Consider the following 12,249-nt stretch of genomic DNA (forward strand, 5'->3'; position numbering starts at 1 on the left):
GGCTTTGCAGAGAAATTTCACCCCAAAGCGCAGCAGAGCCTAGCGCGCGCTTTTCCCCCGTGCCGCAATCAGGAAAAGCACGCCCAACGTGGCCTCGGATACGGCAGCGGTCAGGATCATCGGCGTTGCCACGCCGGTTGCGAAGTGGAATACGCCCGTCCCCGCCACGCCGAACCATACCAAAGCGGCCAATCCCGCAAAACGCGCTGCAAAAGCGCCGTCGGGCAAGTCACGGGCCAACAGCAGCAGTACTCCCAGTCCCGAGACTGCGGGGGCAAGACGTTGCGCGGCAAAGGCCATCGCGGGATCATAGTTTGGAACGTATAGCGACAGGTAGATCCGGGGGGCCAGCAGGAGCAAGGCGGATAGCACCAGCGCGAAAAGGCCCGTGACGGTGTAGAGGACGCGGTAGTAATTCACGAGGCGAACGCGATGGTCACACGGCGGTTCTGCTTGCCCTTGTTCTCGATCTTCACAACGCTCAGTTTGCCGACCTCGGCGGTGCGCGCCACGTGGGTGCCGCCGCAGGGTTGCAGGTCTACGCGGTCTTTGCCCTCTCCGATTTGCACGAGGCGGATTTTGCCGGCGCCGCGCGGCGGTTGCACGGAAAGGGTTTTGACCAGATCGGGGTTGGCGTCCAACTCGGCCTCGGTGATCCAGTCAACGCTAATGGGCAGATCGCGGGTAACCAGCGCGTTCAATTGCCCCTCTAGCACCTGCTTGTCTTCGGGCGCGTAGGGCATGTGGAAATCCAGGCGTCCCTTGTCAGCCGCAACTGCGCCGCCGGTTACAGGCATGGGGATTACCACGGAAAGCAGGTGCAGCGCCGTATGGATGCGCATGTGGCCAAGTCTGCGGTCCCAATCAAGGCGTTGCTCCACCTCGGCGCCCACCGGGGGCAGCGCGGCGGGCTCTGCCGGGATCAGCACGATGGCCCCCCCGTCACCCTTCACGGCAGTGGCGATGGGGATGCGCCCGCCTTCCCAATCCAGCGTGCCGCTGTCGCCCGGTTGTCCGCCGCCCCGAGGATAGAAGATCGAGCGGTCAACGATCACCCCGCCCTCTTCCGTCTGGCCGATCACACGGGCCGTGGTCGTGGTACGATAGGGGTCGTCAAGAAACAGCGTTTGGGTCGTCATTCAGGGGCGTCCTTTGGGGGCATGGCTTGGGTCAGCGCCTCGGGGTTGCGCAGCCAGATGTCGCGCTGTGCGAAGGGAATTTCGATCCCTTCCTCTTTGAAGCGTTCGTTAATCTGGTGATGGATTTCGGTCTTCACAGCGACCAATTGGTTAATGTCGCGCAAAATGCAGCGCATCCGAAAATCGAGGCTGTCGGCCCCGAACCCCAAAAAATCGACGCCCGGCTCCGGGAAGGTGGCCACGTCGGGGTTATTGCGCGCGATTTCCAGCAGGATCTCGGACACGCGGCGGGTGTCGTTGCCGTAGGCCACGCCCACGGTCACCACGGCGCGGCCCACGGTATTGCCGCGGGTCCAGTTGGTGACCGTGCCGCTGATGAAATCGGCGTTGGGGACGATCACGTCGGTCTTGTCGAAGGTCTCGATCGTGGTGGAGCGGACCGAGATGTCCTTGACGATCCCCATGTTGCCCGCAACCTCGATCCAATCGCCTTCGCTGATCGGGCGTTCAATCAACAAGATGATGCCGGATACGAAGTTGGAGACCACGTTTTGCAGGCCAAAACCAATGCCCACCGACAAGGCACCAACCACGAAACCCAACGCTGTCAGATCAATGCCCGCGCTGGTGACCGCGATCAGACCCGCCAGCGCGATGCCGATGTAGCCCACCCCCGAGGTCACGGCATTGCGCGCGCCCACATCCATATGGGTGCGCGGCAGAACCGTGGATTTCAGCGCCCCTTGCAACAGACGCGTGGCCAATAGCCCTGCCGCGAAGACCAGTACCACAGCCAGAACGACGCCCGGCGTGATCCGCGTGTCGCCAAGGGTGAAGCCTTCCAGCACGCGGGCGTAGAGCTCCCCCAGACGTTGGGCCCGCACACCCCAAGCCATGGCCACAAGGGGGGCTGCGGTCAGGAACAGGATGAAGTCCGCCAGCACCGGCAGTAGTGCCTCGGACGCGGCCTCTATGTTGGTGCGGAAAATGACCGCGTAGAGGTCGCGCACAACGGCTTGCAACACCAACAACACGCCCAGAATGAACAAGGTGGTCGCCGTCGGCACCATCAGGGCCTCGGCCGCGTTAAGGTAGCCTATGGCCGCCAATACCGGACCGACGATCGCCACCAATGACAGGGCGCGGGCCAGAATGTTCATCACCCCAAGGTTGAACGAAGACACGTCGCTTTCGGTCAGGTCTTCGCGGATACGATGCATGAGCCGAGCGAAGCGCCAATACATCAACGCAAGACCCACGTAGACCGGCAAGACCAGCACACCACGGGCCGCGGGCGGCACGATGTCGAGGGCGGCAATCACCTCGGTCACGTTGGCGAGGCCCATGAAAACGCCAATAAACAAGATCGTGCGCCGCGCGTTCTTGCGCAGCGGCATCTGCGTATCGAAGGCGGCGGCGCGTTCCTCGTGGTTGGGGAACAACCGCCCCCCCAACCAAAGGGCCGCGTAGATTGCGATGATCAGGACGAAGGCGGATTCCGCGATGGCTGCGCCTTCTTCCGTCAACAAGCCCGACACCGCCAGCGCTATGGCCAACAACAAGAAGCCCGCAACCGGCAGCAAAAGCTGGCCCAAGGAAACGAGGAAGCCGAGGGTCACGCGGCCCCGGCGACGGTCCGCGTCGAGGAACCTGTCGCCCATCCGTGCCACGAATGACCGGGCCCGAAGGATCAGAACGACGCCCACCAGCACCAGTAGCAAAAGCAGCGGCGCATCGTCGGCGATGCTGGCGCGCACAGCGTCATTGTTCAGGCGGGCGACCGTCTGGGTGTGTTGGTCATTGGCCAGATCGACCAATGAACTCAGCGCTGTGGCCCAGTTAACCGGATTGGCGGGCGTGGGCTCCAGTCGCAGCAATTCTTGCGTCTGCCGATCCACCACAATGGCGTCGATCTCGGAGATCAGGCCATTGGCCCGGTTGAATGCCTCGCTCGCCCGGAGCCCGGGCGCCTGAGCTTCGCGCAGAGCCTCGTTCAGAGCCGCACGGCGCGCGGCGATGGTTTCGGGCTCGGTCTCGCCCTCGGTTGGGGCCGGCCCCAAAGCTTCGATCTGGCTTTGAATCGTGGCGATGCGCACGTCGTTTTGCGCGTCCGCCGCCAAGAACCGCGCGCGCCAGTTCACCAACTCGGCGCGGCGTGTATCCAGCATCGACGTTGACGCCCGCGACCCGGAAATAATCGCCTCGGCACCCGTGGCGAAGGTCTCCCATGCCTCATAATCAATGGCCTCGGTGGCGGCCGCGGTCTGCGCGTAGGCCGCCCCATACCCTTGAGGCAATGGCGAAAGGGCAAGCGGCAGCAGTGCCAGAAGCACCGCCACCCAAAGGCGAAGGCCGCGCATGGTCATTCCGCGAAGACCGACGGCACATCGCGCCCTGCCCCGTCCATCCACGCAGGCACAGGCAGGCCCTTTTCGCGCAGGAATTCGGGGTTGAACAGTTTCGACTGATAGCGCGTGCCATAGTCGCACAGCACCGTCACGATGGTATGGCCCGGCCCCATATCGCGGGCCAGACGGATCGCGCCTGCCACGTTGATCCCCGATGATCCGCCAAGGCAAAGGCCCTCATCGGCAAGAATATCATAGACAATCGGCAGCGCTTCAGTGTCGGGGATCTTGTAGCACACATCTGGCGTAAAGCCTTCGAGGTTGGCCGTTATACGCCCCTGCCCGATGCCTTCGGTGATGGAGTTCCCGCCCGCCTCTTGGCCGGTATAGAGCTTGTAGAGCCCCGAGCCTTCAGGGTCCGCCAGCGCGACTTTCACGCCCTTGGGCTGCAACGCCATGCCGACGCCCGCCAGCGTTCCGCCAGAGCCGACAGCGCACGTAAAGCCGTTCACTTCGCCATTTGTCTGCTCCCAAATCTCGGGGCCGGTCATGTCGATATGGGCTTGGCGGTTGGCGACATTGTCAAACTGGTTGGCCCAGATCGCGCCGTTGGGGTCGGATTGGGCCAAACGCTCGGCCAGACGGCCCGAGTATTTCACATAGTTGTTTGGGTTCGAATACGGCACCGCAGGCACTTCGATCAGCTCCGCGCCTGCGATGCGGATCATGTCTTTTTTCTCTTGCGACTGGGTGTCGGGGATGACGATCACCGTCTTGAACCCAAGCGAGGCCCCCACCAGCGCCAAGCCGATGCCGGTGTTGCCCGCCGTGCCTTCCACAATCGTGCCGCCGGGGCGCAGTTGGCCGCTTTCCACCGCCGCACGGATGATGAACAGCGCCGCGCGGTCCTTGACCGACTGGCCGGGGTTGAGGAATTCGGCCTTGCCAAGGATCTCGCATCCCGTGGCCTCGGACGCGGCCCGAAGGCGGATCAGGGGCGTGTTGCCGATGGCAGAGGCGAGGTCGGAATGGATCGTCATGGCGCGGGCCCTTTCGGTTTGCTCTTGGATCAGGCGCATATCACGCCCCAGAGGTTCCCGCATAGGTAGACCCGCGAATGGGCGAACTCAACCCAACCTGACCTTCGCGCGTAGCCGATCACGGTGCATCATCAGAAATTGCATCGACAAGATCAGCGGAGCGTTCGCCATGTCGCCTTCGGCCAGCATCCGGCAAGCCAGATCATACGGCACCAGATGGCTCAGGATATCTTCGCCCTCGTTCACATGGCCGCCCAATCCGGCTACCTGGTCCGGCAGATCCGCGATCCCCAGATAGGAAAACAAGACCTGCGCAATGCCGCCGGGCGTGGGGTAATAGCGCCCGATGAAATGCAGTTGGCCAAGGGTCAATTTCGCCTCTTCGCGGGCCTCGCGGCGGGCGGTTGCCTCGATGCTTTCGCCCGCGTCGATGATGCCCGCAATGGGCTCCAGCAACCAGGGCGAGGCGTCGCCGTGGGCATAGGGGCCCATGCGGAACTGTTCCACCAACAAGATGCGATCACGCACCGGATCATAGGGTAGCACGGTCACGGCATCGGCCACCCGGTAGACCGAGCGGCTGATCGGCCCCTGTGTGGCCCCGTCAAAACGGCGGTGGGTCAGGCTGCGTTCTTCGGTGTTGAAGAAGCCGTCGTGAATGTGGTGCGTGCCCTTCTCGACCACGTCAGCGCGGGTCATTCCGGCGCCCACATGGCCCGGCCTGCGCCACCGCCCGGCCCGCACAGTGGCCTCGGCGCGGGCGCGGATAATGCCGAAACGACGCCCGACGTCCAGCGGGTCCTGCTCGCCCATCTGGCGCATCACCTCGGCGGCGGCGTTCACCTGTATCTCGCCCCATTGGCGGGCCCAAGTGGGCAAAGACCAATCTTCCCCGGGCTCCCCGGCCTGTTCGGGCGGAAACCAGGCCTCTGCATCAATTTCAGTCTCGTCCCAGATCACCCTTACCGGGCGGCGGGTATAGGCAAAGCAGGCCTCGTAGAAATCAAGGCGCAGAAGCGATTGCGGCTCTGGGATAATCAGGGCGCCCTCGGCGGCGGCGTCGGAGCGTTCTTCCAGCATCGGCCAGGACTTGCCCGCCACCCAAGCCGCCCTGTAGCCGGGCAAACGCGCCGGTTCCATCCGTGTCTCTACCCCTGCGACAAGGTCCAGAAGCGGGGCGTGGCACAGGGTGCCAAACAGAAAAATCGGGGTCATTTAGCGCCACGCTTTCGCGGCGAGTTCCGTCAGGAAGCCGCCAATCAGGCCGCCCACAAGCAGCACGCCCCAGACGCCGGGGGTCAGGGATTGCAGAAAATACTCCAAGAACAACTCCATCGTGGCAGTGACCGCCTCTCCGGGATCGTCATAACGCAAATCGGCCGAGCGCATGAACATCGTCCGCAGCGCAAAGAGCGACAGGCCGAAAAACGCGATCTGGGCCCCCGTGCGCATGCCGTTCGACAAAGCCCGGCTCACGCCCGCGCCGGCGCGGTTGCCCATCACCATCCAACCCTGCCAGAAGCCGATCGCCGCAATTGTGATGTTGAAATAGGTCGCCGAGGTTTCCGGCGGAAAAGTCAGTTTCGCCTGCATTGCCGCCAGATAGGCGACCGCGAAGAAAAGAAAACCGCCAGCCAGTTTCGCCCCTGTAGGCATAATCGCGTCCCTGTCCCGTTGCGCCCCTGTCCCGTTGCGCCGTTGCCTGCCGACCACGCGGCATCCGTGTTGGGGGCAATTTCGAAGATGAACGGGATTTGCGCAAGGGTCGTGCACTTGATCGCTTTGGCGGGGTGGCCAATAAGACTCACCTTATAGGGCGGCGCTTCAGTCGGCTTGCGCCCTGCCCTTGTAAGCCTCCAGCGCCCTTGTCCTTCCCTCCGCCGCACTGACGATTGGCTTTGCCGGGTAGCCCATGTCCGGCGACAGATTCCAAGATCGCGGCACTGCCTCAAAGTATTCCAGCGCCGTTTCCAGCGCCGGTTGCGTGGTCTCGGCCAACCAGCGCATGCGGTAGCGGCCCGCCTTGTCGAACTTCTCGGCCTGGGTTTCGGGGTTGAAGACACGAAAGAACGGCGTCGCGTCGGGACCAGAGCCGGCCGACCACTGCCACCCCATCGCGTTGCTGGCCGGGTCCCAGTCCACCAGACAATCTGCAAACCAGTCGAGCCCGATTTTCCAGTGACACATCAGATGCTTGGTCAGGTAAGAGGCCACCAGCATCCGCGCCCGGTTGTGCATCCTGCCCGTCACATACATCTCGCGCATGGCGGCATCGACGATGGGCATCCCGGTGCACCCCTGCTTCCAGGCGATCACTTCCTTGCTGTTGGCGTCGGTGTTCCAAGGAAACGCATCCCATTCCTCGCGCCAGTTGGCGTGGGTGATGCGCGGCGTGTGGTAGACCAGATGATAGGCAAAGTCGCGCCAGACCACTTCTTTCAGGAACGTCTCAGCGCCCGATTTTCCCTCGGCCATGGCGCGTTGACCCGCGTGCCAGCACTGGCGGGCGCTGATTTCGCCGTAGGTCAGGTTCTCTGACAGAAGCGACGTGCCGTTCTTCGCCAGATTGTCGCGCGCATCGTCATAGTCCCCGATCCCGTGCGCTATGAACGCCCCAAGACGCCCCTGCGCCGCGGCCTCGCCCACATTCAAATGCGGCTCCACGACCCGGGCGCCTCGGTTCATCGCCGCGCCAAGGTGCCAATCCTCCAGCGTGTCCGAGGCGGGCCACGTCGCGGGTGCGTGAATTTTCGGAGCAGGCAAAACTTCACCGGGCGAGCGGTCACGCACAGTCTTCCAGAACGGCGTGTAGACTTTGTAGAAGCCGCCTGTCTTGGTCTCCACCGTCCAAGGCTCGAACAGGACATGGCCCTTGTGACTAACCGCCTCAATCCCATCGTCTGTCAGGCCTGCCTTTACCGCTTCATCGCGCTCGCGGCTTTCAGGATCATAGAGGCGGTTCCAATGAACCGCGTCGGCGCCGACGTCGGCGATAACGGCCCGTAGGGTCGGCAGAGCAGCCCCTTTGCGCAGGATCAGCCTTGATCCGGCCGCGCGCAGCGCCGCGCCGAACGCTGCCGCCCCAAGACCCAATCGCCACAGAGCTGCCGCACCCAAATCGGCCACAACCTCATCGTAGATGAAAACCGGAACCACCGCACCGCTGGCGCAAGCCGCCACCAAAGCCGGATTGTCCGACAGGCGAAAATCCCGCCGTACCCAATAGATTGATGTCATGCGCCGCCCTCCTCAAGCGGTAGCTAGGGCGTGCGGCGCAAGGTCAAGGGGTCAGGGCGCTTCAATCAGCACCAAATCCCGCTCAGACGCGCCCGTCGCGTGGGTCATTGCCTCTTGATACTCGGGGGAATCGTAGCAGGCATTCGCCGCCTCAAGCGAGGGGAACACCGCCACAACATTGCGTGGATGCGCCCGACCTTCTTTCTGAATCGCCTTGCCGCCACGGGCCAGGAAACAGCCTCCATGGGCGGTAATCGCATCGGTCGCCAGCGCCGCGTATTTCGAATAGGCCGCCTCGTCGGTGACGGTCACATGGGCAATCCAATAGGCTTGAGGCATCTTGTTTTCCTTTATGTTGTCTGCGCCAGAACAGCCTTCGCGGCTGCAATTGCGGCATCGGCGTTCTCGGCACTGGCCCCGCCCCCTTGGGCGAAGTCCGGGCGGCCACCGCCCCCCTTGCCGCCCAGTTCGGCCACGGCCGCGCGGACCAGATCAACGGCGCTGATCTTGTCTTTCAGATCATCCGTGACCCCTGCCGCGACCGCCGCCTTGCCGCCCGTGTCCGCCACCAGCAGCACCGCGCCCGATCCCAGACGCGCCTTGTGCTCGTCCACGATCCCGGCCAGGTCCTTGCCCGTCACGCCGCTCAACGCTTGGCCGTGGAAGTTAACGCCGTTAACGGCTTCTGCCTCAGTCGCCTGCGCGCCGCCCGCCATCGCCAACTCCCGGCGCAGCTGAGCCACTTCGTTTTCCAGCTTCTTGCGGTCGTCTTTCAGCGCTTTCACCCGCTCCATCACGTCGTCAGGTTGGGCGTTCAACTCCAGCGCCAACGCACCCATCCGGTGATCCTGCGCGCTGAGGTACTCGAACGCGGCAGGCCCCGTCAGCGCCTCGATCCGGCGCACACCGGCGCTCGACGCGCTGTCCCCAAGCGTCACGAAAACCCCGATATCGCCTGTGCGTACCACGTGAGTGCCGCCACAAAGCTCCAGCGAATAAGTGTTGCCCGCCGTGCCCTTGCCGGACCCGTCCTGCGTGCCCATGGACACCACGCGCACCTCATCGCCGTATTTTTCGCCAAACAGGGCCTGCGCGCCCAGATCCCTTGCATCATCCGGCGTCATGATCCGCGTCTCAACCGGGGCGTTTTGGCGGATAAAGGCATTCACCTCCGCCTCGACCTCTGCCAGATCCTCTAGGCTCAGCGCCTTGCCGTGGCTGAAGTCGAACCGCAAACGGTCCGGCGCGTTGAGCGATCCGCGCTGTGCCACATGATCGCCCAGACGCACCCGCAAAGCCTCGTGCAGCAGATGCGTGGCCGAATGGTTGGCGCGAATGGTCGTGCGGCGCGCGTGATCAACCGTCAGCTCCGCCCCCTGGGCCACCTTGATCTCGCCCTCGGTCACATCGCCGATGTGCAGGAACACGTCCGCCACCTTGCGCGTGTCGGTCACCGTCACGACGCCGCTTTCGGTGCGAATGATGCCGGTGTCGCCGACCTGACCGCCGGATTCGGCGTAGAACGGCGTCTGGTTCGTGACCACGGTGACGCTGCCCTTGGCCGCATCTACCTGGGCGCCGTCTTGAACCAGTGCCAACACTTGGCCTTCAGCCACTTCCGTGTCGTAGCCCAGAAACTCTGTCACGCCATTCTTCTCTGCAATATCAAACCAGATCGTGGCATCGGCCGCGTCGCCAGAGCCGCTCCACGCGGCGCGTGCCTTGGCTTTCTGTTCGGCCATGGCACTGTCGAAACCTTCGGTATCCACCGCACGGCCCTGCTCGCGCAGCGCGTCCTGCGTCAGGTCCAGCGGGAAGCCATAGGTGTCATACAGCTTGAACGCCGCCTCGCCGGGCAGGTTGCCGCCCTCGGGCAGCTTGGACACTTCATCATCCAGCAACTTCAAACCGCGATCCAGCGTCTGGCGGAAACGTTCTTCTTCCAACTTCAGCGTCTCGGTGATCAGCGCCTGCGCCTGGCCGAGTTCGCTGTAAGCCTGGCCCATCTGGCTGACCAGCGCGGGCACAAGGCGGTACATCAGTGGGTCTTTCGCGCCCAACAGATGCGCGTGGCGCATGGCGCGGCGCATGATCCGGCGCAGCACATAACCGCGCCCGTCGTTGGAGGGCATCACGCCATCGGCAATCAGGAACGAGGTCGAGCGAAGATGATCCGCGATCACCCGGTGGTGCACGTTCTGGTCGCCGTCGATATCGGTGGAGGACGCGTGGGCCGAAGCCTCCATCAACGCGCGCATCGTGTCGGTGTCGTAGTTGTCGTGGCTGCCTTGAAGCAACGCGCCAATCCGCTCCAACCCCATGCCGGTGTCGATGCTTTGCATGTCCAGAGGCACCATCGAGCCGTCCGCAAACTGTTCGTTCTGCATGAAAACGATGTTCCAGATCTCGATAAACCGGTCGCCGTCCTCTTCCGCCGAGCCCGGAGGGCCGCCCCAGATATGCTCACCGTGATCATAAAAAATCTCGGTACATGGCCCACACGGGCCCGTCGGCCCCATCTGCCAGAAGTTGTCGTTGGTGGCGATGCGGATGATACGGTCTTCCGGCACGCCAACCTTCTTCCAGATCTCGAACGCCTCGTCGTCGGTATGGTAAACGGTGACGTAAAGCCGATCCTTGGCGAGCCCGAAATCGCGGGTAATCAGCTCCCACGCGTAGCGGATCGCGTCTTCCTTGAAGTAGTCGCCAAAGCTGAAATTTCCCAGCATCTCGAAGAACGTATGGTGCCGCGCGGTATAGCCCACGTTGTCCAGATCGTTGTGCTTGCCGCCGGCACGCACGCATTTCTGGCTGGAGGTGGCGCGGACATAGTCGCGCTTTTCAACCCCGGTAAACAGGTTCTTGAACTGCACCATGCCCGAGTTCACGAACATCAACGTCGGGTCGTTGCGCGGCACCAGCGGGCTGGAGGGGACAATTTCGTGCCCCTGCCGCCCAAAATAATCAAGAAAAGTGGAGCGAATATCGTTTAGGCTGGTCATGGCGCGGCGGTTCCAAAGCTAGAGGTGCGGCGCATGATGTAACCCTGCCCCGCGCCCCTGTCCATGTTCCCTTCGCGAAAAAGGCTGCGCGTGTCGCGCACGAAAAAGGGCGGCCCGTGAAGGCCACCCTTTCCCCGGATATTCTCCTGCTCGGGGTGGGACCGATCAGGGGGGTGGATTTCAGCAGTCACCCATCTGCGACTTGCGGTGGTTTACGCGTCGTCTTCCACCATATCGGGATCGTCTTTATCCATATCGAAGTCGAGCCCGTGGGCCGCGCGGATCTTGTCTTCGATCTCATGGGCGATCTTGGGGTTATCGCGCATGAATTGCTTGGCGTTCTCGCGGCCTTGGCCCACGCGTTCATCCCCGTAGGAGAACCAGCTGCCGGACTTCTCGACAATGCCCGCTTTCACGCCCATGTCGATCAGCTCCCCCATCTTCGAGATGCCTTCGCCGTACATGATGTCAAATTCCACTTGCTTGAACGGCGGCGCGACTTTGTTCTTAACGACCTTGACCCTTGTGGCGTTGCCCACGACCTCATCACGGTCCTTGATCGCGCCGATGCGGCGAATATCCAGACGGACGGAGGAGTAGAACTTCAGCGCGTTGCCGCCTGTCGTCGTCTCGGGCGAGCCGAACATGACGCCGATCTTCATGCGGATCTGGTTAATGAAGATTACCATACAGCCGGAGCGGTTGATCGAGCCGGTCAGTTTGCGCATTGCCTGAGACATCAGGCGGGCGTGGACACCGACCGAGCTGTCGCCCATGTCGCCCTCAAGCTCGGACTTCGGCGTCAGCGCCGCCACCGAGTCGACGATAACCATGTTCACCGCGCCAGAACGCACCAGCGTATCGACAATCTCCAACGCCTGCTCGCCGGTGTCTGGCTGCGAGATCAGCAGCTCATCCAGATCCACGCCCAACTTCCGCGCGTACTGCGGGTCCAGGGCGTGTTCCGCGTCCACAAAGGCACAGACACCGCCCTTTTTCTGTTCTTCCGCGACCGCGTGCAGCGTCAGCGTCGTCTTGCCCGAGCTTTCAGGCCCATAGATTTCCACGATCCGCCCCTTGGGCAGGCCGCCAATCCCCAGCGCAATATCCAACCCAAGAGAGCCGGTTGAGGTTGACTCAATCTCCTGAATGGCATTCTCGCCGCCCAGTTTCATGATGGAGCCCTTGCCAAATTGGCGTTCAATCTGCGCCAACGCGCTATCGAGGGCTTTTTGCTTATCTGCGGATTTACGATCGGTCATGTCGAGAAGGTTCGCCGTTGCCATGGAATTCACGTCCTTATGTCACGCCGCAGGGTCTGGCGGCAATGGGGCCGGTTGGGGCAGCGCCCCGGGCGCCGGCTTTATTTTGTTCTCTTCTTGTTCTCATCTTGGGTACTAAACAAAACGAGAACAAATCAAGTTAAAAGTTCTATGCTGTGATCTTTCACGGTGAGGCGTTAACAATCGGTTACGATTGGACG

General features: G+C 62.6%; 10 protein-coding genes. All 10 read right to left on the minus strand.

Annotation, left to right across the window (positions count from 1 at the left end):
- Positions 1-39: 39 nt before the first annotated feature.
- Complete coding sequence (locus AADW23_RS14840) at positions 40-420, minus strand: hypothetical protein (protein WP_341861717.1); 381 nt, start codon at positions 418-420, stop codon at positions 40-42.
- Positions 417-1,139 carry an alanyl-tRNA editing protein gene (locus AADW23_RS14845; RefSeq protein ID WP_341861718.1) on the minus strand — a complete coding sequence of 241 codons (723 nt, stop codon included), beginning with the start codon at positions 1,137-1,139 and terminating at the stop codon, positions 417-419. The genes AADW23_RS14840 and AADW23_RS14845 overlap by 4 nt, the downstream gene beginning before the upstream one ends.
- Positions 1,136-3,499 (minus strand): DUF3772 domain-containing protein, encoded by a 2,364-nt coding sequence (locus tag AADW23_RS14850; RefSeq protein WP_341861719.1) that lies wholly within the window; start codon positions 3,497-3,499, stop codon positions 1,136-1,138. The genes AADW23_RS14845 and AADW23_RS14850 overlap by 4 nt, the downstream gene beginning before the upstream one ends.
- A gap of 2 nt (positions 3,500-3,501) precedes the next feature.
- Positions 3,502-4,527, minus strand: a complete 1,026-nt coding sequence (locus AADW23_RS14855; protein ID WP_341864340.1) for a cysteine synthase A — start codon at positions 4,525-4,527, stop codon at positions 3,502-3,504.
- A gap of 87 nt (positions 4,528-4,614) precedes the next feature.
- Positions 4,615-5,742, minus strand: a complete 1,128-nt coding sequence (locus AADW23_RS14860) for an NUDIX domain-containing protein (RefSeq protein WP_341861720.1) — start codon at positions 5,740-5,742, stop codon at positions 4,615-4,617.
- Entirely contained in the window at positions 5,743-6,183 is a 441-nt protein-coding gene (locus AADW23_RS14865; protein WP_341861721.1) for a TrgA family protein, read from the minus strand.
- A 168-nt stretch (positions 6,184-6,351) separates the two neighbouring features.
- Complete coding sequence (locus AADW23_RS14870) at positions 6,352-7,764, minus strand: deoxyribodipyrimidine photo-lyase (RefSeq protein WP_341861722.1); 1,413 nt, start codon at positions 7,762-7,764, stop codon at positions 6,352-6,354.
- Between the two features lie 51 nt (positions 7,765-7,815).
- On the minus strand, positions 7,816-8,103 hold the full coding sequence (locus tag AADW23_RS14875) for a DUF1330 domain-containing protein (protein WP_341861723.1): 288 nt from the start codon (positions 8,101-8,103) through the stop codon (positions 7,816-7,818).
- Positions 8,104-8,114: 11 nt separating this feature from the next.
- Positions 8,115-10,766 (minus strand): alanine--tRNA ligase, encoded by a 2,652-nt coding sequence (gene alaS, locus AADW23_RS14880; RefSeq protein WP_341861724.1) that lies wholly within the window; start codon positions 10,764-10,766, stop codon positions 8,115-8,117.
- 212 nt (positions 10,767-10,978) lie between these two features.
- Positions 10,979-12,052, minus strand: coding sequence for a recombinase RecA (recA, locus tag AADW23_RS14885; protein ID WP_341861725.1), 1,074 nt, complete (start codon positions 12,050-12,052; stop codon positions 10,979-10,981).
- Between the last annotated feature and the right edge of the window lie 197 nt (positions 12,053-12,249).

Origin of the sequence: Gymnodinialimonas sp. 57CJ19 (assembly GCF_038396845.1) — a bacterium.
Taxonomy (GTDB): domain Bacteria; phylum Pseudomonadota; class Alphaproteobacteria; order Rhodobacterales; family Rhodobacteraceae; genus Gymnodinialimonas.